Below are 22,770 nucleotides of genomic sequence, written 5' to 3'. Positions count from 1 at the left end.
GCATGCGACGACCCGCGCGAAACGGAAAGCACGAAACCGGGCGGATCAGCAGATCCGGTCCGCCAGCTCGGTCATGCTGCTCACCACCACATCCCAGTCGGATTCGGCGGCAAGATCCCTGGACTGGTTCGGGCCATATTCGGCAGGCCGGTTGACGTAGGCGGTGCGCATGCCGTGCGAGCGCCCGTGGCGCAGGTCGTCGTTGTGCGCCGCCACCAGCATCACCTCGTGCGGGCGCAGGCCGAGAAAGCCGATCACGCCCCGGTAGATCCTCGGGTCCGGCTTGAAATGCCGCACGATATCGGCGCTGAACACCGCGTCCCAGGGCAGGCCGGCATGCCTGGCGGTATTCACCAGGCAGGACACGCTACCGTTGGAAAACGTGGAGATGATGTAGCGCTGCTTCAGGCGCGTGAGGCCCGGCACGGTGTCGGGCCAGCCCGAGAGCCGGTGCCAGGCGCGGTTGAGATAGTCCTTCTCCACTTCGTCCAGGCCTTCGATGCCGAACTCGTCGAGCAGCACGTCGAGCCGCTCGCGGTGCAGCACGTCGATATTGGCCCAGGGCCGCTCGCCCTCGCGCACGCGGTCCATGCCGGGCACGTAGCCGGCGCGCCAGGCATCGGCGAACGCCACCCAGTCCGCCTCGATGCCCTTGCGCTTGCCGAACGCGGCGAGGTCGGCGCTGACGCTGCTGCGCCAGTCCACCACCGTGCCGAACACATCGAACACCAGCGCCTTGACCTCGCCAAGCCCGTGGCCCTTGCTGTCTTCCTTCTTGCTGTCCATGTCCGCTCCAGGTTCGGCCGCGCTCAGGCGCTGGCCTTGTCGAGCAATGCGATATCGTCCGCGCCCAGTTGCAGGCGCGTGGCGGCGATCAGGTCGTCGAGCTGCGCGACCGAGGTGGCGCTGGCGATGGGCGCGGTGATGCTGGGACGCGCGATCTGCCACGCCAGCGCGACCCGCGTGGGATTGGCGCCGTGCCGCGCCGCCACATCGTCCAGTGCGGCCAGGATGCCCAGGCCGCGCGCATCCAGGTAGGCCTTGACCCGCTGGCCGCGCGCGCTGCTCTTGTCGAGATCGGCCTCGGAGCGGTACTTGCCGCTCAGGAAGCCGCTGGCCAGCGCGTAGTAGTTGAACACCCCGATCCCTTCGCGCAGTACCAGCGTTTCCAGCTCGCTCTCATACTCATTGCGGGTGTAAAGATTGTAGTGCGGCTGCAGGCTCTCGTAGCGCGGCAGGCCGAGGCGCCGGCTGGTCTCCAGCGCCTCGGCCAGGCGCGCGGCGGTGTAGTTGGAAGCACCGATGGCGCGCACCTTGCCGGCCTTGATGAGACGGTCGTAGGTGTCCAGCGTCTCCTCCAGCGGCGTGTCCTGGTCGTCGGTGTGCGATTGGTAGAGATCGATGTAGTCGGTCTGCAGGCGCTGCAGCGAGGCGTCCACCGCGCGCTCGATATAAGCGCGCGACAGGCCCTTGCGGCCTTCGCCCATGTCCATGCCGACCTTGGTCGCCAGCACGACATCGGCGCGCTTGCCGCTGCGCCTGAACCATTTGCCGAGGATGGCCTCGGATTCGCCACCCTGGTTGCCGGGTACCCAGCGGGAATAGACGTCGGCCGTGTCGATGAAATTGAGTCCGGCGCCGACGAAGGCATCCAGCAACCTGAACGAAGTGGCTTCGTCGACACTCCAGCCGAACACATTGCCGCCGAATGCCAGCGGCGAGACTTCCAGCCCGGACCTGCCCAGTTTGCGCCTGGTGATGCTGTTGGTGATGCTTGAGGTCATCCGTGTTGCTCCGCGAGTTGCATCGAACCGCCCCCGTCAGACCGCTGTCGGGCCGCTGCCCTGCCCGAACCCCATCTGGCATGACTGCCGGCGGCAAAGGTGCCGCGCCGGTCCAGGCGCGGCGAAAAGCACATTGTAGGCAGGGAACGCAAAGCTTGCCGGCGGCAGCGCGCCAGGCCGGCGCGCTGGCGGTGAATGCACCGGAGATCGCGCGGCGTGGCGGCGAGAACAGACCACCGGCATCGGGCAGGTCGGGCAGGCGGTCAACCAGATGGATGCGGTGCCGCAGCAGGACGCCGCGCTGGTGAAACAGGCCGCGGCAGCGGCCCAGGCGCTGGCGGAGCAGGCGCAGTCGATGATGCGCGCGGTCGGCGTGTTCAAGCTCGCCGCCTGGCGCGTCTTGTTCCGCGCCGGCGTGCGAGCCGGCAAGGGCGGCCCGGCCGCCCTGTCTATTTTCCGGCGCGCCTCAGATGGCGGCGCGCGCGGCGGGCTCCAGTTCCTTCATCACTTGCGCCGCGATTTCGAACGAGCGCAGCCGCGCTTGGTGATCGTGGATCTGCGCGGTAAGCATCAGCTCGTCCGGGCGCAGGTCGTCGACAAAGCGCTGCACGCCGGCGCGCACGCCCTGCGCGTCCCCCACCACCGAGCATGCCAGCGAGCGGCGGATATGGGTGGCCTCGGTCTCGCTCCACAGCGATTCGATATCGTCCACCGGCGCGCGGATCGGGCCCGGCGTGCCGCGCACCAGCGCCAGGAACTGCTGCTGCAGCGAGCTGAACAGCCGGCGCGCCCGCGCATCGCTGTCTGCGGCGAAGACGTTGAGGCCAAGCATGACGTGGGGCCTGGCCAGTTGCTCGGAGGGCCGGAAGGTCTGGCGGTAGAGATCCACCGCCTGGCGCATGAAGCCCGGCGCGAAGTGCGAGGCAAAGGCGAAGGGCAGGCCCATGGCGGCGGCCAGCTGCGCGCTGAACAGGCTCGAGCCGAGCAGCCACAGCGGCACCTTCAGGCCCGCGCCTGGCACGGCGCGCAGCCGCTGGCCGGGGCGCGGCGCATCGAAGTACGCTTGCAGCTCTTCCACGTCCTGCGGGAAGGCGTCGGCGGTATCCTGCGTGGCGCTGCGGCGCAGCGCGCGCGCGGTGGACTGGTCGGTGCCGGGCGCGCGGCCCAGGCCGAGGTCGATGCGGCCGGGAAACAAGGCTTCGAGCGTGCCAAACTGCTCGGCCACCACCAGCGGCGAGTGATTCGGCAGCATGATGCCGCCCGAACCCACGCGGATGGTGGAAGTGCCGTTGGCGACATAACCGATCAGCACGGCCGTGGCGGCGCTGGCGATGCCGGGCATATTGTGGTGCTCGGCCAGCCAGAAACGATGGTAGCCAAGACGCTCGGCGTGCTGCGCGAGCGCCAGCGAGTTGCGCATGGCCTGGCCGGCATCGCCGCCTTCCACGATGGGGGACAGGTCAAGCAGGGAATAGGGAATCATGGCGACGAAGATTGACTGCGACGGATGGCGGCAAAACGTCCCGCGGAAGGTCCGGCGGAAGAACGGCGGCCAGCCCGGCAATTTATTGAACGATCGCTATATTAATCACACGCTGGTGCGACTGGCAACGGAAAAATATAATGACCACTATGAAAAAGAGTGTTTCCGGTGCGGGCCGCGGACGGCCCAGGCAATTCGATCGCGAGACGGCGCTGGGCCAGGCCTTGTCGCTGTTCTGGCGATATGGCTATGAATCCACTTCGATCGCCACGCTGACCGAGGCGATGTCGATCACGGCGCCGAGCCTGTACGCCGCGTTCGGCAGCAAGGAGCAGTTGTTCTACGAGGCGGTGGAGCGCTATGCGCAGACGCATGGCGCGCTGCTGTACGGGCCGCTCGAGGCCGGCGGCAGCGCCCGCGACGCCGTGCACGGGCTGCTCCGCGGCGCGGCCGCGCTGTTCAGCGCCAAGGGCAATCCGGCCGGCTGCTTCCTCATGAGCGGCACCAGCCATTCGGCGGACTGCGCCTATATCGAGGACACCCTGCGCCAGCGTCGCCGCGAGAAGGAACAAGCCATGCAGGCGCGCATCGAGGCCGGCATCGCACAAGGCGAGCTTGCCGCGGACGCCGACGCCGCAGCGCTCGCGCGCTTCTTCAACGCAGTGATGCAGGGCATGTCGATGCAGGCGCGCGACGGCGCCACGCGTATCGCGCTGGAACAGATGGCGGAGATGGCGATGCAGGCGTGGCCCGGCAAGGCCGTGAAAGCGGCGCGCGCCACCAGGGCCACCAGGGCCGCCAGGGGGCGGGAGGTGCAGGCGGCCTAGCCCGGCGGCTCGGGACGGCACCACAGCCAGGCCAGCACGCACGCCATGCAGGCAATCGCGCCATAGGCCAGCCAGGGCCGGTGCATGCCGAACAGCAGCACGCCGGCGCACACCGTCATCGCGGCCGTGGCGCTCCATTTGGCGCGCCGGCTGACCATGCGGCCGTGATGCCAGTTATAGAGCATGGGCCCGAACACGCGATGGCCCAGCAACCATGCATGCAGGCGCGGCGAGCCCTTGGCCGCGGCCCACGCGGACAGCAGCACGAACTCCGTGCTCGGCAGCCCCGGCACGAACAGCCCCAGGATGGCCACGCCCAGGCTCAGCAGCGCCAGCGCCGTCAGCAGCGCGCGCGCGGTGCGCGTGCGCGCCAGCCGCAGCGGGGTGTCTTGGGAAGCCTCCGCGGCGGCGGCCCTCGTAGGCGGCACCGCGTCGCGCGCGCAGGCTGCGTCGGCATCATCCAAGGCTTGTCACCACAGTGAGGAATGGCGCCGCAGCAACGCGCCGAAGCGGTCGAAGGCATCCTGCGCGGCGGTCTCGTGCTTGAGACGCTGCGGCAGCGTAAGTCTGTCTGGAGAGGCGGCAAGGGCCGGCAGCATGTCTCGGTTTCTCTCGGTTTGGCCGGCGCGGATGCTTCGGCGACTGGACGCGCCCACTGCGCCAGCACGCGGCCGTGCCCATTGTCGCGCGCCGCCACGGCAGGGGGCAAGGTGAGACCCTGACGCCCGTGCTGGCTTTCGCACACAGGCAAGGCCGGAATCCGGCGCGAATTCCCGTACGCGGCACACCGCACGGCACGGCATATAGTAGCGCTTCGGCGGCAGTCGCCGGCGCCAGTGCCTTGGCCTGGGACAGACGCTGCCAACGAGGTCGGAATCAGGGCGAGGTTCATTCACCTAGCTGGAGGGATTGCGCGGCTACCCGCCGACGTCCGATGGTTTGCCGTCGCGCTGCCCGGCGACGCCGTGGCGGTTGTGAAATGCTGCCCGTGCGGCATCCTTGCGCTGCGTCATGCCGCGCATGCAATGCGCAGGAATGGCACGCGATAAATGCTGCCGCGCACGGTCACGGCCGGTATACTCGCAGGCACGTCTACCCCTGCCTGCAGACCGCTCATCGTGTCCTCTTCCTCCGCGCACAAGACCGCCGCGCAAGCACCCGCCGCCGCACCCTACGATTTCACCGAGCAGGTCGGCCACCTGCTGCGGCGCGCCTACCAGCGCCATGTGGCGATCTTCCAGCAGACCATTGCCGATTCGCAGCTCACCGCCGCGCAGTTCGTGGTGATGTGCGCGGTCAACGACCGCGGCTCCTGCTCGCTCAGCGAGATCGTGCGCGCCACCGCCATCGACCAGGCCACCGTGCGTGGCATCATCGAGCGGCTCAAGGCGCGGGCGCTGGTGGCGGTATCGCACGATGCCAACGACCGCCGCAAGGTGGTGGTCACCGTCACGCCGGGCGGTCTCGCGCTGATCGAGGAAACGGTGCCGTTCGCGCACCGCATCTCCGAGCAGACCTTCGGCGACCTCAACCCGGCCGAACGTGTGGCGATCCTCTACCTGCTGCGCAAGATGAGCGAGTGCGACGAACGCGGCGAACGCGACGCCGCGCCGGACGCGCAGGCGTAGCCGGCGTCAGGCCGGCTGCGCGATGCTGCCGGCCAGCGCCGCCAGCACCGCCTCCGGCGTGAAGGGCGCGCGCCGCAGCCGCACGCCGGTGGCATCGAACAAGGCATTGGCAATGGCCGGCGCGCCCGGCAGCGAAGCCGACTCACCGGCGCCCATGGGCGCTTCCTCCTGCCGTTCCAGCAACAGCACCTCGATCGGCGGCAGTTCCGGGAAGGCCAGCAGCGGATAGCTGCCCCATTCGCGGCTTGCCACGCCCGCCGCGTCGAAACGCACCTGTTCCTTGAGCACGCGGCCAAGGGCCTGCACCACGTTGCCCTGCACCTGGTGGCGCACGCCGTCGGGGTTGACCATCATGCCCGTGTCCTGCGCGACCACCAGCCGCTGCACGACGATCTCGCCGGTATCGGGCGCCACCGTGAGGTCTACCACCCAGGCCGCCCAGGCGGCGCCGAAACCGGGAAACCGGCTATGGACATAGCGGGCGTAAGCCACGCCGCGCCCGCGCAGCAGGCCGTCCGCGCCAGGCGTGCCGCGCGTGCCGCGCGCGCCTTCGCGCCAGCCGGCGTGCGTCGCCAGTTCGCGCAACAGCGCGCTGGCGCGTTCGTCGGGCAGGTGGCGCAGGCGGAAGGCGAGCGGATCGGCGCCGGCTTCGTGGGCGATCTCGTCGATCAGGCACTCGTGCGCGAACACATTGGGCAACGCCGAGACGCCGCGCAGCCAGGAGGCCCGCACGATGGCCGGCGTGTCATCGCAGGCGATGCGCGCACTGGCGTAGTGGTACGGCGGCACCGCGGTGCGGTCGCCCATCTGCAGCGTGCGCGGGGCATTGTCGACGATGCCGGTGAGCAGCAACGCCAGCGTGGGCGCGTCATTGGACGGATAGCGGCTGACGAAGTCATAGGCAAGCAGGTCGCCGGCGGCGCCGATGGCCGCGCGCACGTCCATCAGCTGCGCCGCGCCCTTGGGCTCCCACAGGTGTTCCTGTTCGCGGCTGAGCTGCACGCGCACGGGCCGCTTCACCGCGCGCGAAAGCAGCACGGCGTCGGCGCAGACGTCGTCGGCGCAGTTACGCCCGTAGCACCCGGCAGCCTCCATGCGCACGATCTCGATACAGCCTTCGTCGAGACCGGTGAGGCGCGCGAGATCGATGCGCAGGACATGCGGGTTCTGCGTGCCGGACCACACGGTGAGGCCGTCGTCGCGGTAGTCGGCCACGGCACACGAGGGGCCGATCGATGCATGCATCTGGAACGGCCATGCATAGCTGCGCGACAGCACCTTGCCGCTGCCCCGCGCGGCTTCGAGCGCGCCGGCCACGTCGCCTTCGTCCACCAGCTGGCGGCGCGTGGCGGGGTTGGCGCGCAGCGCGGCCTCCGCCTCGCCCGGGCCATTGAGCGCGGGCAGCGGCGGCACCGGCTTCCAGTCCACGCGCAGGCGGCGCGCGGCCTGCATGGCCTGCTCCTCGCGCTGCGCCACCACGCCGACGAAATCGCCCTGCACCACCACGTCGATGACGCCGCGCACGCCCTCGAGCGAGGCGCGGTCCACCCCGCGCAGGCTGGTGCCGACGAAGTCGCCGCAATCGCGGCCTGCGTAGGGCGGACGCACCACGCGGCCGTGCACCATGCCGGGTACGCGCACGTCATGCACGAAGGCCAGTTGCGCCGTGGCCTTGGCGGGAATATCGACACGCGCCGCGGCGCGGCCGACCACGCGGTATTCGGAGACCGGCTTGGTGTCGAACTGGTCGGCCAGCGGCAACTCGACATGTTCGCCCGCCAGCAGTTCGGCATACGACAGTGCCTGGTCCGGCGCGCCCTTCACGTGCAGCCGGCAGTCGTCGGCGGCCAGCGTGGCGGCGGGCACGCCCAGCCGCTGCGCGGCACGTTCGCGCAGCCAGGCCATGGCCTGCGCCGCCGCGCGCCGCAGCGGCAGCGCCGAGATCTGGATGGTGGCGCTGGCAATGGTGGGGCCCTGGTTGGGCGTGGCCTCGGTATGGCCCAGCGTCATCGCCACGCGCGCGGCCGGCACGTCGAGCTCCTCGGCCACGATCTGCGCCAGCGAGGTGCGGATGCCGGTGCCGAGGTCCACATGGCCGTTGAAGGCGAGGATCTCGCCGTTGTCGAGCAGCGCCACGAAGATGTCAGGCTGCGCCGCCACATAGTCCGATGCCGCGCCGGGCTGCCCCGGCGCCGGACGCGGCGCGGCCTGTGGCGCGCGCGTCACCAGCAAGGCGCCTTGCCTGCGCAGCAGCGCGTCGCGCAGCGCGCCGGGCGAGGTCGCGGAGGCGGCCACTGACGATGATGCGCGCGCATCGGCCTGCGCGGCGGCGGGGTCGGTTTGCATGGCTTCCCTCACTCGTCCATCCCTTGTCCATCCCTTGTTCATCACTTCGGTGCGCGCGCGGGCGCCGCGTTTGCGGCGCGCCATGCCCTGCCCGTTATACTCCCAGCCTTGATCAGCACAGCAACGCGGCTTCAGGCCCCAGACATATGAACACCCCGACCGCTAGGAAGAGCGCGGCAGCCGGAACCCGGGCCCGGCAGGCTCAGGACACCCGGGCCAAGATCCTCAAGGCAGCCATCAAGGTCTTCGCCATGGGCGGCTACGAGGGCGGGCGCGTGGAACGCATCTCGTCGCTGGCCAAGACCTACGACCGCATGATCTATTACTACTTCGGCAGYAAGGAAMAGCTSTWCGTCGARGTGCTGGAAACCATCTACACCCAGCTCAACGAGGCCGAACAGGCACTCAAGCTCGACGCCGGGGACCCCGTGCGCGCACTGACGCAACTGGTCGACTTCGTCTGGAACTACTACCTGGAGCATCCCGAGTTCGTCGCCATCCTGTCGAGCGAGAACATGAGCCAGGGCAAGCACGCCAAGAAATCCGGCCGGCTCAGGGACATTTCCAGCTATGCCTTGTCGGTGCTCGACGGCATCCTCGAGCGCGGCAAGGCCGCCGGCCTGTTTCATGCCGATGTGCGCGCCCGCGATGTCTACCTGGTGATCGCCTCGCTGGGCTACTTCTACAACTCGAACCATCATACGCTCAGCGCCTTCCTGGGCGAGCCGATGATGAGCAAGGCCGCGCTCGAGCACTGGCGCAACATGATGCAGCGCACCGTGCTGAGCACGGTCTGCGTGGTCCCGTCCGGCAGCGCGCCGGTCGCGGCGCCGACGGAGCCCGCGCCTCCCAGGAAGGCCGCGCGCGCCCGGCGCGCCTAGCCGCCCCGGCTCAGCGCGCATCGCCACCGGCGCGCGCCAGCAACGCCAGCGCCTCGTCGCGCGGCATCACGCTGGCGTATTTCTGCGCCATGTCGAACAGGTTGGCGTCGTGCGGGCCGATAGCGCGGTCGCCCACGCAATCGGACAGCACCAGCGGGCGAAAGCCCAGCGACATCGCATCGACCACGCTGGCGCGCACGCAGCCGCTGGTGACGCAGCCCGCCACCAGCAGCGTCTGCACGCCACGCTGCGTCAGCCACGCCGCCAGCGAGGTGCCGAAGAAGGCCGAGGGCACCGTCTTGCGCACCACCAGCTCGCCGGCGCGCGGCGCGAGCTGCGGCACGATGGCGCTGTCGTGGCTGGCTTCCTTCAGGCCCAGCATGCCGGGCACCTTCAGGGTGAAGATATTCTGGTCGCTGTCGTCGTCGGCGAACACGATGCGGCTGTGCGCCACCGGCCAGCCCTGCTCTCGCGCGGTGGCCAGCAACGGCACGGTGTTGGCGATGGCGGCAGGGATATTGCCGCCGCCGAACACCTCCGGATTGGCGAAGCCGTTGACGAAGTCGATGATCAGCAGGCCGTAGGGCGCCCTGGGCGCCAGCGTGGCGCCAAAGCCCTGGCGCTGGTAGGTGGTGGCTTCATCGTGCATGGGTGGCTCCGCTCTCGTGTGTTTGCCCCTGGTTCGACTGCGCCTGGCCGGCCTGGTGCCAGCCGTCCAGCACCTTGCCGCGCTCGACCACCGCCTCACCATCGAGCCGCACGGTGCAATGCCGCACCGGGATATCGATATGGCAAGCCGTGGTGCGGCTGCCGCCGGCCTCGTTGTTGGGACCGAAGGAGCACAGGAAATTGCCTTCGAAGGCGCGTGCGTCCATGCCGATGGTGGCCTCGCGGTCGTACATGGCCAGCGTGGACCAGCGCGCGCGCGGCTGCAGGCCCCAGCCGATATGCGACATGGCGTAGGCCTCCGGATCGTTGAAGGAGGCCATGTAGTCGCTCAGCAGGTCGGCGTCGAGGCCGCCTTCGATATGCGTGACATAGCCATTGCGCACGGTGATGTCGACGGGCGCCTGCACATAGGACTTCATCGGCAGCAGGATGTCGCCGCGGTCGAGCACGATGCGTCCGCTGGTGCCGCCCTCGTTCGGCCAGGTCAGCACGAAGCCACTCGGCCAGTGGTCCCAGCGCCCGGGCTTGTCGACGAAACCGTACTCGCTGATGGCCGGGAACTCGCCCAGCGCGCAGCGCAGGTCGGTGCCGGCGCCGGACGTGATGTGCATTTCCCTGGCGCGCCCGAGCCGCGCGGTGGCGGCCATGACGCGCGCGCGGTCGTCCTCGGTGGGCACCAGGCGCACCAGCACTTCGGGCGGCTCCACCGCCAGCAGGATCTTGGTGCCGCCGGACAGGATCTCGTGCTGCTCGGGCGAGAACAGCAGCGTCATCAGGTCCAGCACCAGGTCGCTGGCCTTGAGCGCGGCGATGGCGGCCGGGTTGCCGGTCAGCGGCGTGGTGCCGAGATAGGCCAGCGCGTCGCGGCTGAGCGCGCGCTCGCCGTTGACGGGCGGCAGGTCGAGCCGGTTGACGATGGCGCCCATCGACGCCGCCGCGAGTTGCGCGGTGCGCAGCGTCTGCGGGTGGGTGGCGGCGCCGGTCAGCACCGTGACGGTCTGTCCGGGCTGCAGCCTGGACAAGGTGAGCACCTGGCGCCAGGCCTGGGTCAGGTCGTGATCGCTTACGGGCATGGTTTCTCCTTGGTTGGCGGTGGCGCGCTCAGGCGGCGGTCTGGTCGCACACGAGCGGCGCGCCGAGGAAATCGCCGAACGCGCGGTAGAAGCCGGCTTCGTCGTCCCACGGGATCATGTGGCCGGCATCGGGCACGCGCGCCACCAGCACGGCGGGCAGCAGGCCGCGGATCTCCTCGATATCTTCCGCGCGGATGACATCGCCGCGGCCGGCCACCATCAGCAGCGCGGGCACGCGCAGCGCCGGCAGGTCGGCGTGGATATCGTCGCGATGGAAGTCCTCGAAGCTGGCCACCACCGCGCGTTCGTCGCAGGTATGCAGCCACTCGGCGCGCAGGCGCAACTGGTCCTGCGTCCAGGTCGGGCAGAAGCGCCGCATGCCCTCGGCATCGATGCCCTGCCGCGCCAGGCGGATCGAATCGACATACCAGGGCAGTTGCGACGGATAGGCGCGGCGGCCCGGACCGGACACCGGCGGGTCCACCATCACCAGGCGGGTCAGCCCGGCGGGATTGGCGCGCGCCGCACGGATGCCGATGCGCGCGCCCATCGAGTGGCCGACGATGGCGTAGCGCGCAAGGCCGAGTGCCCGGGCAAAGGCAAGCACATCGGCGCCCTGCGCATCGAGGCCGTAGTCAAGCGTATCGCCCGCGGCCGACAGGCCGCGGCCGCGCACATCGAGGACATAGGTATCGAAGTGCTGGCCGAACCGTTCGCCGACGAAGCCCCAGGTGACGGCCGGGCTGGTGATGCCGGGCACGATGATCACCGCGTCGCGCTGCGCGCGCGCGCCGGCGTTGCCGCCGTAGCGCAGGTAGTGCTGGCGGATGCCGTTGGCGGACACATGGCCGCCGTAGAGAAACTCGCTCATGGCTGGCTCTCTCGCGCTCAGTAGGCGCCCGACAGCAGCGCGCCCGCGCCGGGCACCACCGGTTCGAGATCGAGCTGCCTGAGGATGGCGTAGGTGGTGGCGATGGCGGCGGTGATGACAGGCTTGCCGGTCATGGCTTCCACCTTGGCCACGGCCGGCAGCGAGGGCATCTGCACGCAGGCGGACAGCACGATGGCATCCACGTCCTTCGTATTCATCTGCGCGACGATGCCCGGCAGGTTCGCAGGGTCGTGGCGGCCTACCTCCAGGTTGTCCGCGATCTCCAGCGCGCGCCAGTCCACCACCTCGTAGCCCTCATTGCGGATGTAGTCCACCACGAGCTCGGTCAGGGGCTTCATGTACGGCGCGACCACGGCGATGCGCTTCGCACCGATCACCTTGAGCGCGTCCACCAGCGCGCCGGCGCTGGTGATCACCGGCGCATCGGCGCCATTGGCCGCGGTATGGGCCTGCAGGCGCTTCTCGGAGACGCGGTGGTAGCCGTGTCCCATCGCCATGATCGCCACCAGGCAGGCGTAGCCCAGCACGTCGACGCGCGCGTCGCTCAGCTCCAGCGCGCAGCGGTCGGATTCGGCGTCCATTGCCGCCAGCTCTTCCTTGACCACTTTCTTCATGCGCATGCGGCTGGAATGGAAGGTGAAGCGTTCGGGCCGAACCAGCTGGCGCGCCGCGAGCATCGCCGGGATTTCGGTTTCCATCGTGGTGTTCGAGCTCGGCACGATCTGGCCGATACGGAAATTTTTCTGCACTGTCGACTCCATCATCCATCTGTTTTGTCCACCCGCCCAGGCGCTGCGCTTGCGTGGCCAGCTCCTTGCACGGCGGCCCGGCGGCTTGCCAGCGCCCCGGTACCTTGCGAACGATTGTAGTGTACACACTGTAATTTCACAACAAATCAATGCGCCGCGCGTGCCGCACTTATTCAGTGCTCGCTTAACGAAATGATGCCTGAAAATGGGCATATTTTCCCGTGTACAGTGCAATGCACCGCTGCAATCACATCCGGATAAGGGTTTTCCATAGGACGCGCATATCGTTCCTTTACTTCCATTTTTATGGTGTGTACACTCGATTTCACCAACTGGCCGAAAGGCCGCTCCAGACCCACATACATCGCCAGGAGAAATATCGTGCAAGGCAAACCACGGATCGCAATCATCGGGGCCGGACTGGGAGGGACCGCTGCCGCGGCGCTGCTGCAGCGCAGCGGCTTCGAGGTCAGGCTGTATGAGCAGGCTCCGGCGTTCTCGCGTCTGGGCGCGGGCATCCATGTGGGGCCCAATGTGATGAAGATCATGCGCCGCATCGGCATCGAGGATGCGCTCAACCAGATGGGCTGCCACCCGGATTTCTGGTACAGCCGCGACGGGCAGAGCGGCGAAGTGGTCGCGCAGATCCCGCTCGGCGACTACGCGCTGTCGCACTACGGGGCCAGCTACCTGACCGTGCACCGCGGCGATTTCCACGCCCTGCTGACCGAGGCGGTAGCGCCGGGCACGCTGCTGTTCGACAAGAAGCTGGACAGCGTGGAAGACCTGGGGCACGCGGTACGCCTGCGCTTTACCGACGGCACGGTGGACGAAGCCGATATCGTGATCGGCGCGGACGGCATCAATTCGCGCATCCGCGAGACCTTGYTGGGTGCCGAGCCGCCCCGCTACACCGGCTACGTGGCGCACCGCGCCGTGTTCCCGATCTCGCGCGTGAAGGGCTTCACGCACGACCGCTGCACCAAATGGTGGGCCGACGACCGTCACATGATGGTCTACTTCGACACCGGCAAGCTCGACGAGATCTACTACGTGACCGGCGTGCCCGAGCCCACCTGGGACCTGAGCAAGAGCTGGCTGCCGAGCAGCATCGAAGAGATGCGCGCTGCCTTCGACGGCTGGCACACAGGGGTGCAGTCGCTGATCGAGGGCACGGTGGAAGTCACCAAGTGGCCGCTGCTCGAGCGCGACCCGCTGCCGTTGTGGAGCCGCGGCCGCCTGGTGCTGCTGGGCGACGCCTGCCACCCGATGAAGCCGCACATGGCGCAGGGCGCGGCCATGGCGATCGAGGATGCCGCCATGCTGACGCGCTGCCTGGAGCAGACCGGACTGTCGGACTTCGGCACGGCCTTCTCGCTGTACGAGGCCAACCGCGCCGCGCGCGCCAGCAAGGTGCAGCTTGTTTCGCACAACAATACCTGGCTGCGCGCCAACGAGAACCCGGACTGGTGCTTCGGTTACGATGTGTTCAACGTGCCGCTGGCGCAAGCCGGGCAGGTGGCGATCGCCGCCTGAGCCAGATCCGGCAATACCGCCAGGCCCCCGGGGCCTCCGGCCGCACATGCCTGCCCACGTCGCAGGCATGGCGCCGGAGCCGGGGACCGGGCCTCGCAGAGTGATGTTCTGGAACGCCCCCGCCCCACTGGAATGCACACGCCCCGCCCCCTCACCCTCCGGGTCAACCGGACCACGCACCTGCTCGATGCCGAGGTCGACCCCGACACGCCGCTGCTCTATATCCTGCGCAACGACCTGGCATGCAACGGCCCCAAGTATGGCTGCGGGCTGGGCCAGTGCGGAGCATGCACGGTGCTGGTCGACGGCGTCGCGGCACGCTCGTGCGTGATCCCGGTCAAGGCCGTGGCGCAGCGCGCGGTGACCACGCTCGACGGATTGGGCACGCCGGAGCGGCCCGACCCCGTGCAGCAGGCCTTTATCGACGAGCAGGCGGCGCAATGCGGCTACTGCCTGAACGGCATGATCATGACCGCCAAGGCGCTGCTGGCGGAGAACCCGTGTCCCGATGAAGCGCAGATCCGCGAGGCGCTGCGCTTCAACCTGTGCCGCTGCGGCACGCATGTGGAAATCCTGCGCGCGGTGCAGCGCGCCGCCGTGCTGCTGCGCCAGGCTGCCGGACCGGAAGGCGCGCCATGAGCGGGCGCGACGAGATCGTCGCCGGCCAGGCCGGCGCGGCGCCCTGGATGCCACCGGAAGCAGCGGATTGCCTCGCCTGCCATATGGTGCGGCCCCCGCAGCTTGCGTGGCAGGCCGGCACCCTGCGCAGCGCCCGGCTGGTCGATTGCGATGAGGCCGCCGCGCGCGCGGTGGCCGGCGTGGCCGCGGTGGCGCGGCGCGCAAACTTTCTCGGCATTGCCGCCGGCACCGCGCAGCAGGCGGCCCAGGCTGCCAGCGCATTGCGCGCACGCTGGCGCGCGCCGGATACCGGCAAGCCGGAGCTGCGGCCCGGCGCCCGCGTGATCGCCGCGCACGGCGATGCCGCCCAGGCCACGGCGAGCGCCGCGGGCGGGAGCACGCAAGACTACCGCTGGCCGTTGGCCGGCACGCAGCCCGGTGGCTGCACCGCCATTGCCGACTGGCGCGGCGGCGCGCTGCGCGTCTGGCTGCCCAGCCGCACGCCCGGCGCCCTGCGCGCCGAACTGGCCGCGCTGCTTGGGATCGGCGCGGACCGCATCACGCTGGTCTGCTGGCAGGCCATGGACGATGGCGCGTCCGGCGAAGACCCGCTTTACGCCCACCATGCCGCCGCCGACGCAGCGCTGATGGCCCACGCCGCCGGCCGCCCGGTGCGCGTGCGGGTGCAGGCGCATGAACTCGGCGCCACGCAGGCGTGGGCCGGCATCCATCTGCAAAGTGCATGGGCGAGCGATGGCCAGATCACGGCCTATGCTGCCGATGCCACCATTGACGCGCGCCACAGCGCGGCGCTGGCAAGTGCGCCGCCGCTGGCGCTCTGGCTGACCGGCACGCCGTCGCCCGTCAGCGAGATCCGCCCCGATGCGCATGGCGGCGCTGCGCAACCCGACGCGAGCGACGCCATCCTGCCACCCTACCGTTTCGCCAGCCTGCGCGTGACACAGGCCGACGCGCCGGGCCAGCCGCCTGCCGCGGCGCCGGCGGAACAAGCGGGGCAAGCAGGACAGACGGCGCGCGCGCACGTCTTCGCGCGCGAATCGCATCTGGACGAGATCGCGGCCGCCAGTGCGCAGGATCCGGTGGCATTGCGCCTGCGTCATCTCGAAGACGCTCGCGGCGCCGCGCTGGTCGGCCGTGTCGCCGCCCAGGCCGGCTGGCAGCCGCGCGCCACGCGCGCGCAAGGCAGCGGCAATGTGCGGCGCGGGCGTGGCTTCGCCTACGCCAGCACCATCGACGCCGGCGACGCCCATGCCGGGCGGAGCTGGTCCGCATGGGTGGCGGACGTCGAAGTCGACGCGGCCACGGGCGAGGTCAGCGTGACCGGCATCACGCTGGGCCACGACGGCGAAGCTGCGGGCAAGCCTGTCCCCGCCGACGCGCCGGCACTGCAGCAGCAAGCCATGCGCGCCGCGCAGCGCCTCACCGCCGGCGGCGGCTTCGACAGCTGGGGAGAGACGCAGGCCTTGCAGCAGGAGGATCACCTGCCGGCGCTTGCCGACGCGCCCTTGCCCACCGTGCGCGTCGCCGGCACGCTCGGCCCTGCGACCCTCGGCACCGGCGCGGCGACGACACTGCCGGCCGCGCCCGCCGTGGCCAATGCCATCTTCGACGCAACCGGCGTGCGCCTGCGCGAGCCGCCCTTCAGCGGCGAACGCCTGCGCGCCGCGCTGGCCGCGCAGGCAGGCGGCACGGATGCGCGCGGCGCCAGGCGCAAGCGCAACTGGCTGCTTGCCGCCGCAACCACCGCGGCGACGACCGCCGCCGGCCTGATCGCAACCGCCATGCCCTGGCGCGCGCCGATCGCGCCGGTGGCGCCGCCCGCGCCCGGCTTCTACTCGGCGGCCACCATCGAACGCGGCCGCCTGGTGGCCGCCGCCGGCGACTGCGCGGTCTGCCACACGGCGCCCGGCGGCGTGCGCAACGCCGGCGGGCTGGCGCTCGATACGCCGTTCGGCACCATCTACAGCACCAACATCACGCCGGACCCGGAAACCGGTATCGGCAACTGGTCCTACGGCGCCTTCGAGCGCGCCATGCGCGAGGGCATCCACCGCGACGGGCGGCATCTGTACCCGGCCTTTCCGTACACCGCCTTCGCCAAGGTCAGCGACCCCGACCTGCAATCGCTCTACGCCTACCTGATGGCGGCCGAGCCGGTGCGCGCCAGGGCGCCGGAAACGGCGCTGGCCTTCCCCTACAACCTGCGCCCGCTGATGGCCGGGTGGAACCTGCTGTTCCATCGCGCCAAGCCCTTCGAAGCCGACCCCGCGCGCAGCGCGCAATGGAACCGCGGCGCCTATCTGGCCGAAGGCCTGGGGCATTGCAGCGCCTGCCATTCGCCACGCAATGCGCTGGGTGCCGAGCGTGGCGGCCGCGCTTACCTCGGCGGCGGCGAGGCCGAAGGCTGGGAGGCGCCCGCGCTGAATACGCTGTCGCGCGCGCCGGTGCCGTGGACCGAACAATCGCTGTTCGCATACCTGCGCCAGGGCTACGCGCCCCATCACGGCGCAGCGGCGGGACCGATGGCGCCCGTCGTCGAGGAGCTGGCGCTGTTGCCGGAAGAGGATGTGCGGGCTATCGCGCACTATGTCGCGTCCTTCGGCGAGAACGCGCCGGACGCGGCGCAGGCAGCCGCGCAGGCCGCGCTGCTCGAGCAGCGCAGCGCCGCTGCCGCGCGCGCGCTCGCCGGGCCGGCGCAGCGCCTGTACCAGAGCGCCTGCGCGGTGTGCCACCAGGGCGAGCAGGGCATCCGCCAGTTCGGCATCAAGCCTTCGCTGGCGCTCAATACCAATCTGCATGGCGACAAGCCCGACAACCTGATCCGCGTGCTGCTCGACGGCATCCCGGCGCCGGCGGCCAGCGCGCTGGGCTATATGCCGGCGTTCGGCGACAGCCTCGACGACGCCCAGCTGACGCAACTGGTGCACTACCTGCGCGCCCGTTTCGCCCCCGACAAACCCGCCTGGGACAACGTCGACGAGACGCTGGCCAGGGCCCGTGCCACGCCTTCGCACTGAGAAGCACTATCGAGGCGGTCCCGGCTTCGCCGCACGGCCATGGCAGGTACGGCTTGCCTGCGGCAGTTACGCCTGGCCTGGACCGCTTCGCTTGACCCTGATAGCGCCTCCAGGCGGGAAAACCCCGAGGAGAAAACCACGCCCTCGCCCTTGCACGGCTGTTTCATGTAGCTTACGCTGAATGATCATGTAGCAGGCACTACATGAGTGCGGCGTGAAGGAAAGCGGTGCCGGCCCTGCACAAGGACGGCGCCACGGCAGACGGCCAATGTGCCCTGCGGCCCGCATCAAACCATAAGAAAACGACCCAGCCATCACTGCACAGGCGCTGGCCCGCAGCTTGCATAGCAAGACGGCGGCCCGCCGCCGGCAGCACTGGCGAAGACACCCAACGGCAGACAACGGTAGAAAACAAAGGAGTGAACATGTCGTATCAGTATCAAGACGGCGCGGCGGGCGTACTGCCCGCCGCGTCCCGGCCCGACGTCTACCGCAAGGTGACGTGGCGCCTGATCCCGTTCTTCTGCGCCTGCTATCTCGCAGCCTATCTCGACCGCATCAACGTCGGGCTGGCCAAGCTGCAGATGCTCGACGACCTGCACTTCAGCGAGACGGTCTATGGCCTCGGGGCCGGCCTGTTCTTCGTCGGCTACATCCTGTTCGAGGTGCCGAGCAACCTGGTGCTGCAGAAGGTGGGCGCGCGCCTGTGGATCGCGCGCATCATGATCACGTGGGGCCTGCTGTCCGGCGCGACCATGTTCGTCACCACGCCGACCCAGTTCTACGTGCTGCGCTTCCTGCTGGGCGCGGCCGAGGCGGGCTTCCTCCCCGGCGTGCTGCTCTACCTGACCTACTGGTTTCCCACCCACAAGCGCAGCAAGATCATCGCCCTGTTCATGATGGGCCTGCCCCTGGCGAGCATGATCGGCAGCCCGCTGTCCGGCTGGATCATGACGGCGTTCGCCGGCGTGCACGGCTGGGCCGGCTGGCAATGGCTGTTCTTCCTGGAAGCCATTCCCTCGGTGCTGCTGGGCGTGATGGTGTTCATCTACCTGCCCAACGGCATTGCCGACGCCAAATGGCTGCAGCCCGACGAGAAGCGTGTCCTGCAGCGCAACCTGGAGTCCGACGTGCTCACGGAAAGCAGCCATTCGCTCAAGGCGGCCTTCACCGACCGCCGCGTGTGGATGCTGGGCCTGATCGACATGTGCCTGCTCATGGGCACCTACTCGATCGGCTTCTGGATGCCCACCATCATCCGCGACACCGGCGTGGCCAGCCCGCTGCATATCGGCCTGCTCACGGCCATCCCGCACGCGGTGGCGGTCGTGGCGATGCTGCTCAACGGCGCCCATTCGGACAAGACCCGCGAGCGCCGCTGGCATATCGTGATCCCCATCCTGGCGGGCGCGGCCGGCCTGGTGGGCAGCACCTTCGTCACCGGCTCGGCCTCCGCCACCGTGATGATGCTGACCCTGGCCAACGTGGGCATCGTGGCGACCTTCCCGGTGTTCTGGTGCCTGCCGTCGACGTTCCTGAGCGGCACCGCGGCCGCCGCCGGCATCGCGCTGGCCTGCTCCATCGCCAACCTCGGGGGCTTCGCGGCCACCTACCTGCTGGGCTGGCTGAAAGACACGTTCCACAGCCCCAGCGCCGGCCTGATCCTGTTCGCCGGCTGCCTGCTGGGCGCCTGCTTCCTGGTGCTGGCCATGCCAGCCAGGGTGGTCAACCGCTAAGCCGCGGCGACACGGGCGGCGCGCGGACATTGAGCCGCGCGCCGCTTATCCGTACCATGCTGCCCATGCAAAGCGGGAACATGGTATGACTCTCAAGACTCTGGACGGCGCGCTGGCCCTGCTGACCTACTTCACGGTGCGGCAGCCCACCTGGGGCGTGCGCGAGCTGGCCAAGCACAGCGGGGTGCACCACGCGGTGGTGCACCGCGTACTGGCGACCTTCGCCGCCAACGGCTTCCTGGTGCAGGACGCGGCCAGCGGCAAGTACTCACTGGGGCTGCGGCTGTTCGAGCTGGGCCAGGTGGTGCGCAAGACCTTCTCGCCGGCCGAGGTAGTGCAGCCGGTGCTGGAAAAGCTTGCCGCGCAAAGCGGCGAGACGGTATTCCTGTCATGGCTGGACGGCCATGAAGGCCTGTGCGTGGGCATGGTGCAAGGCCAGCACCAGCTGCGTTTCTCGATCGAGCTGGGCCAGCGGTTCCCGCTGCATGCGGGTGCCCATGCCAAGGTCATCCTGGCTTTCCAGGACGACACCTTCCGCGCCCGCGTGCTCGCGCACGCCAGCGACCCCGCGCATGCGCAGCCGGGCCTGGCCACGACGGATCCGGCCGTGATCGAGCCCCAGCTGGCGGAGATCCGCGCGCAGGGCTGGGCCCACACGCGCGGCGAGGCAGCCGCCAGCGTAGCCGGGCTCGCCTTGCCGCTGTGGTCGCGCGACCACGGCGCGGTGGTCGGCTCGCTGGCCATCGCCGGGCCGCAGCAGCGCCTGGATGAAGAGGCGGTGCCGCGCATGCTCGATGCCCTGCGCGACGCCAGCCGGCGGCTCGAGGAAGTCGTCGGTTTCGGACGCTAGGGTCTGCTCAGCGCGCCCACAGCGCGCGTGCCACCGCATCGCCCGCCGCGCCGCCGCCGAACACGCGCTGGCCGATGGCGAAGCCAAGTTCGCGGTAGCTCTCCCACTGCGCCTCGTCGAAGAACTGGTCGCTGGTGGGTTCCTGCGGAAAGGCCGGATGGCTGCCACCGTATTGCCGCACGTCCGCCGGTGCGCTGGCGACCTGGCAAGGCTTGAGCAGGACGATGCGCGTCACCGGCCTGCGTGTGGCGGCAGGCTCGTCGGCGCGATAGACATCGAGCAGCAAGGCGCATTTCTCGCAGGCCGCGGCGCGGGCCTGCGGCGTGAAATCCGCTGGCGTGCCGAACACGCTGCCGAGCACGGGATCCCCGGCGGCGGCGGTGTCGACCACGATCTCCAGCCCCATGTCGATGCGCGCCAGGCGGATCAGGTTGGCAAGGTCGCCGAACTGGTAGTTCGGATCCGCCCCGCAATCGCACAGCACGATCATCGACACCGCGCGCTCCGGCCGCAGCAGYTCATACACCGCGGTGTTCTCGAAATGGCCGCCGTCCGACAGGTACTGCCAGCCGCGGCGGGTGCCGTGAAAGCGCGCGCTCAGCTCGCAGGCCAGGTAGTAATGCGTGCGGAACAGCGAGATGAAGGCACCCAGCCAGGGCCGGTCGGGGCGGTCGTCCTGCACGCGGTCGCGCTCGGCACCGCCGGCGCGCGGTGCGCTGCCCGCATCGAGCGGATAGGACGGCCACCACGTGCCCAGGCGCAGGTTGGCCAGGCCCAGCAGCAGCGAGGTACCAAGTGTGGTGGAGCGGCCAAGGCCGGTGGAGATGGCCGCGCCCGAGGTGGCGATCCAGTCGCCAAGCGTGCGCGCCTGCGAGAGTTCGCTGCCGCCGGCCTTGTGCGTTTCCGGAAAGTAGCGCTGCCCGTCCACCGTGAAGCGCACGAAGGCGTCGGCGGGCAGCCCGCGCGCCGTGGTGGCCGGCAGCGTGAACGGCCCGGGCGCGATGCACAGCGGCTTGCCCTTGCGGTCGCGCTGCACCAGTTGTTCGGCCGGATCCACGGTCAGGTTGAGCGTGATGTTGATCAGGTGCAGCGGCGCCAGCATGGCGGGATCGTAGTAGGCGTTCAGGCTGAGCGGATCGCCATCGGCGGGCTCGGCGACGCTGAGGCGGGCGCGCTGGATGGCGTGCTGGCGCGCCGCCGTTCCCTCGCCCGCGGCAGGCGCGAAGCGCTGGCCGTTGGAGCCGCCAAGGTAGGCGCGCGTCAGCCGCGCCGAGTAGAACTGCTGCAAGGTCGACAGGTTCAGGAAGCCGGCGAAACGCCCGGCGATCAGCGTCAGCCCGAGCGCCAGGGCGCTCAGCGTGCCCAGCACAGGCGTGGTGTAGGCATTGCCGAACACCAGCCAGTCGACCGGCTCGCCGCCATTCCAGCGCACCCACAGGACCAGCCACGACCACAGCACGAAGACCAGCATCGCCACCACGGCCGCGGCGATGCCGGCCAGCAGCGATACCGGCAGCCGCGACAGCCAGCCGGTCACGCCAGCCTTGCCGTCGCCGCCCTTGCCGTCGACCAGGCCCGCGCCGTAGCGGATCAGCCAGACCACGCCGCCCAGCAGCCCGGCCGGGCCGAGTGCGCCCCAGGGATGTCCGGTGGACTGCGTGTACAGGTAGAACGTGCGCGCCACGGTATCCGCCACGCCCAGCGCCGCCAGCCATAGCACGGTGCCAACGGCGCCGCTGAGCAAGCGCGTGGCACGCACGCGGTAGGCCTGCACGGTGGCCGGCCGCACGCGGCACAGCGCAAAGCAGCAGGCTACGCCGAGCAGGGCCAGCACCGCCGCGCCCAGCAACAGGCAGGCCACCGCCAGGCCAGGCCCCATGCGGTGCAGCCATGCCGCCAGGCCCAGCATCACGACGCCCGCCAGCGCGGCCAGGCGCGTGGCCAGGCTGTCGAAGCGCAGCGCCGGGCGCGCATCGGCGGGATGCGGGTAGACCAGCCAGTACGCCACGGCAGGCGGCACCGCGAACAGCAGCAGCGCGGCCAGCGGCAGCCACATCAGTTCACTCCACCAGATCGCCAGGCCGCCTTCGTTGAAGACCTGCCGTGCGTCATGCAGCAGGTCCATCTCGTGCCGGCCCAGATCGATATAGGTGCCCACGGCCAGGTGACGCAGCAGCGCGAGTACCGCCAGCAACAGCAGCAACGCGCTGCCGATCACGTATTGCATGGCGAACCAGTTGCGCACCACCAGCGATGCCGCGTACAGCGAGTCGCCGGCGCCGGTCGGCGTCAGGTAGCGCCCGTTCTCGCGCAGCCACGCCACCGCGGCGCGGCCGGGATCGCCGGCGTACGACACCGAGGAACGGATGCGCCCGGGTGGCTCCTGCTGCAAGGTCCGGTAGGCCAGCGTCGCGGCCTCGACGCCGTTGGTGCCTGGCTTCAGGCGGCCCGGCACGAACAGGCTGCAGAAGAAGGCGCCGAGGTAGCCGCCGCCGCTGACGGTGGAGAGGTAGTCGAACTGGCCGAGCAGCGAGGCGGTGGCCGGCACGGCGGCAGGCTCGATGGCGTCGGGACCGTCGCCCTCCTGCACATCGGCGCGCGCCGCCCCGGGCGGCGGCGCGTGCGCGGCTTCGTGCCCGGCTTCGTGCCCGGCTTGGTGC

At 69.9% G+C, this 22,770-nt stretch carries 19 protein-coding genes; 8 read left to right on the top strand and 11 right to left on the bottom strand.

All coding sequences use genetic code 11. From position 1 onward, the window contains the following. Positions 1-45 precede the first annotated feature (45 nt). The 3 genes from AC1DK4_RS32105 to AC1DK4_RS32095 form a co-directional block, all read right to left on the bottom strand. The gene (locus AC1DK4_RS32105) at positions 46-786 is read right to left on the bottom strand and encodes a haloacid dehalogenase type II (RefSeq protein ID WP_441617341.1); all 741 of its coding nucleotides are present in this window, start codon (positions 784-786) and stop codon (positions 46-48) included. 23 nt (positions 787-809) lie between these two features. Beyond that, entirely contained in the window at positions 810-1,784 is a 975-nt protein-coding gene (locus AC1DK4_RS32100) for an aldo/keto reductase (RefSeq protein WP_441650294.1), read from the bottom strand. Positions 1,785-2,250: 466 nt separating this feature from the next. Next, entirely contained in the window at positions 2,251-3,267 is a 1,017-nt protein-coding gene (locus AC1DK4_RS32095; protein WP_441650295.1) for an LLM class flavin-dependent oxidoreductase, read from the bottom strand. Positions 3,268-3,407: 140 nt separating this feature from the next. On the opposite strand from AC1DK4_RS32095, the gene AC1DK4_RS32090 reads away from it, so the two are divergent. Further along, entirely contained in the window at positions 3,408-4,094 is a 687-nt protein-coding gene (locus tag AC1DK4_RS32090) for a TetR/AcrR family transcriptional regulator (RefSeq protein WP_441617335.1), read from the top strand. Here the strand turns inward: AC1DK4_RS32090 and AC1DK4_RS32085 are convergent. Together AC1DK4_RS32085 and AC1DK4_RS32080 are read right to left on the bottom strand one after the other, a co-directional pair. After that, complete coding sequence (locus AC1DK4_RS32085) at positions 4,091-4,558, bottom strand: YbaN family protein (RefSeq protein ID WP_441617333.1); 468 nt, start codon at positions 4,556-4,558, stop codon at positions 4,091-4,093. The two genes, AC1DK4_RS32090 and AC1DK4_RS32085, sit on opposite strands and share 4 nt — an antisense overlap. A gap of 6 nt (positions 4,559-4,564) precedes the next feature. Beyond that, on the bottom strand, positions 4,565-4,693 hold the full coding sequence (locus AC1DK4_RS32080) for a hypothetical protein (RefSeq protein ID WP_441650296.1): 129 nt from the start codon (positions 4,691-4,693) through the stop codon (positions 4,565-4,567). A gap of 519 nt (positions 4,694-5,212) precedes the next feature. Here AC1DK4_RS32080 and AC1DK4_RS32075 point away from each other — a divergent pair. Further along, a complete protein-coding gene (locus AC1DK4_RS32075; protein WP_441617330.1) occupies positions 5,213-5,722 on the top strand; it encodes a MarR family winged helix-turn-helix transcriptional regulator in 510 nt (169 codons plus the stop codon). Positions 5,723-5,728: 6 nt separating this feature from the next. Here AC1DK4_RS32075 and AC1DK4_RS32070 read toward each other — a convergent pair whose 3' ends face one another. After that, positions 5,729-8,068: a xanthine dehydrogenase family protein molybdopterin-binding subunit gene (locus AC1DK4_RS32070; RefSeq protein ID WP_441650297.1), complete on the bottom strand. Its 2,340-nt coding sequence runs from the start codon at positions 8,066-8,068 to the stop codon at positions 5,729-5,731. 146 nt (positions 8,069-8,214) lie between these two features. Here AC1DK4_RS32070 and AC1DK4_RS32065 point away from each other — a divergent pair, with 146 nt between their 5' ends. Beyond that, entirely contained in the window at positions 8,215-8,949 is a 735-nt protein-coding gene (locus AC1DK4_RS32065) for a TetR/AcrR family transcriptional regulator (RefSeq protein ID WP_477132014.1), read from the top strand. 10 nt (positions 8,950-8,959) lie between these two features. Here AC1DK4_RS32065 and AC1DK4_RS32060 read toward each other — a convergent pair whose 3' ends face one another. The 4 genes from AC1DK4_RS32060 to AC1DK4_RS32045 are packed head-to-tail and all read right to left on the bottom strand — an operon-like array spanning position 8,960 to position 12,332. Further along, entirely contained in the window at positions 8,960-9,598 is a 639-nt protein-coding gene (locus AC1DK4_RS32060) for an N-carbamoylsarcosine amidohydrolase (RefSeq protein ID WP_441650299.1), read from the bottom strand. Beyond that, complete coding sequence (locus tag AC1DK4_RS32055; protein WP_441650300.1) at positions 9,588-10,691, bottom strand: 2,5-dihydroxypyridine 5,6-dioxygenase NicX family protein; 1,104 nt, start codon at positions 10,689-10,691, stop codon at positions 9,588-9,590. Before AC1DK4_RS32055 ends, AC1DK4_RS32060 begins: the two co-directional genes overlap by 11 nt. Before the next feature lie 28 nt (positions 10,692-10,719). Then, positions 10,720-11,562: an alpha/beta fold hydrolase gene (locus AC1DK4_RS32050; protein ID WP_441650301.1), complete on the bottom strand. Its 843-nt coding sequence runs from the start codon at positions 11,560-11,562 to the stop codon at positions 10,720-10,722. 17 nt (positions 11,563-11,579) lie between these two features. Further along, a complete protein-coding gene (locus AC1DK4_RS32045; protein WP_477115665.1) occupies positions 11,580-12,332 on the bottom strand; it encodes a maleate cis-trans isomerase family protein in 753 nt (250 codons plus the stop codon). 381 nt (positions 12,333-12,713) lie between these two features. On the opposite strand from AC1DK4_RS32045, the gene AC1DK4_RS32040 reads away from it, so the two are divergent. From AC1DK4_RS32040 to AC1DK4_RS32020, 5 genes are all read left to right on the top strand, one after another. Beyond that, positions 12,714-13,868: an FAD-dependent monooxygenase gene (locus tag AC1DK4_RS32040; RefSeq protein WP_441617319.1), complete on the top strand. Its 1,155-nt coding sequence runs from the start codon at positions 12,714-12,716 to the stop codon at positions 13,866-13,868. Positions 13,869-14,000: 132 nt separating this feature from the next. Continuing rightward, complete coding sequence (locus AC1DK4_RS32035; RefSeq protein WP_441650302.1) at positions 14,001-14,507, top strand: (2Fe-2S)-binding protein; 507 nt, start codon at positions 14,001-14,003, stop codon at positions 14,505-14,507. Next, on the top strand, positions 14,504-17,524 hold the full coding sequence (locus AC1DK4_RS32030) for a c-type cytochrome (protein WP_477132013.1): 3,021 nt from the start codon (positions 14,504-14,506) through the stop codon (positions 17,522-17,524). Before AC1DK4_RS32035 ends, AC1DK4_RS32030 begins: the two co-directional genes overlap by 4 nt. 425 nt (positions 17,525-17,949) lie before the next feature. Continuing rightward, positions 17,950-19,260 (top strand): MFS transporter, encoded by a 1,311-nt coding sequence (locus AC1DK4_RS32025; RefSeq protein ID WP_441617313.1) that lies wholly within the window; start codon positions 17,950-17,952, stop codon positions 19,258-19,260. A gap of 85 nt (positions 19,261-19,345) precedes the next feature. After that, on the top strand, positions 19,346-20,110 hold the full coding sequence (locus tag AC1DK4_RS32020) for an IclR family transcriptional regulator (protein ID WP_441617311.1): 765 nt from the start codon (positions 19,346-19,348) through the stop codon (positions 20,108-20,110). A gap of 7 nt (positions 20,111-20,117) precedes the next feature. On the opposite strand, the gene AC1DK4_RS32015 is transcribed toward AC1DK4_RS32020, so the two are convergent. Beyond that, the coding region (locus AC1DK4_RS32015) for a hypothetical protein (protein ID WP_477132012.1) at positions 20,118-22,770 on the bottom strand (2,653 nt) is incomplete at its 5' end.

The sequence above is a fragment of the Cupriavidus sp. 05N38 genome (genome assembly GCF_056397345.1).
Note: the sequence above shows the minus strand (reverse complement) of the source record. Positions and strands in the feature narration are given on the sequence as shown.

Excerpts from the sequence above, each read along its gene's own strand:
- AC1DK4_RS32060 (WP_441650299.1), bottom strand. The coding sequence starts at position 9,598 with ATGCACGATGAAGCCACCACCTACCAGCGCCAGGGCTTTGGCGCCACG.
- AC1DK4_RS32025 (WP_441617313.1), top strand. The coding sequence starts at position 17,950 with ATGTCGTATCAGTATCAAGACGGCGCGGCGGGCGTACTGCCCGCCGCG.
- AC1DK4_RS32030 (WP_477132013.1), top strand. The coding sequence starts at position 14,504 with ATGAGCGGGCGCGACGAGATCGTCGCCGGCCAGGCCGGCGCGGCGCCC.
- AC1DK4_RS32090 (WP_441617335.1), top strand. The coding sequence starts at position 3,408 with ATGACCACTATGAAAAAGAGTGTTTCCGGTGCGGGCCGCGGACGGCCC.
- AC1DK4_RS32080 (WP_441650296.1), bottom strand. The coding sequence starts at position 4,693 with ATGCTGCCGGCCCTTGCCGCCTCTCCAGACAGACTTACGCTGCCGCAG.
- AC1DK4_RS32050 (WP_441650301.1), bottom strand. The coding sequence starts at position 11,562 with ATGAGCGAGTTTCTCTACGGCGGCCATGTGTCCGCCAACGGCATCCGC.
- AC1DK4_RS32100 (WP_441650294.1), bottom strand. The coding sequence starts at position 1,784 with ATGACCTCAAGCATCACCAACAGCATCACCAGGCGCAAACTGGGCAGG.
- AC1DK4_RS32020 (WP_441617311.1), top strand. The coding sequence starts at position 19,346 with ATGACTCTCAAGACTCTGGACGGCGCGCTGGCCCTGCTGACCTACTTC.
- AC1DK4_RS32035 (WP_441650302.1), top strand. The coding sequence starts at position 14,001 with ATGCACACGCCCCGCCCCCTCACCCTCCGGGTCAACCGGACCACGCAC.
- AC1DK4_RS32095 (WP_441650295.1), bottom strand. The coding sequence starts at position 3,267 with ATGATTCCCTATTCCCTGCTTGACCTGTCCCCCATCGTGGAAGGCGGC.
- AC1DK4_RS32055 (WP_441650300.1), bottom strand. The coding sequence starts at position 10,691 with ATGCCCGTAAGCGATCACGACCTGACCCAGGCCTGGCGCCAGGTGCTC.
- AC1DK4_RS32105 (WP_441617341.1), bottom strand. The coding sequence starts at position 786 with ATGGACAGCAAGAAGGAAGACAGCAAGGGCCACGGGCTTGGCGAGGTC.
- AC1DK4_RS32070 (WP_441650297.1), bottom strand. The coding sequence starts at position 8,068 with ATGCAAACCGACCCCGCCGCCGCGCAGGCCGATGCGCGCGCATCATCG.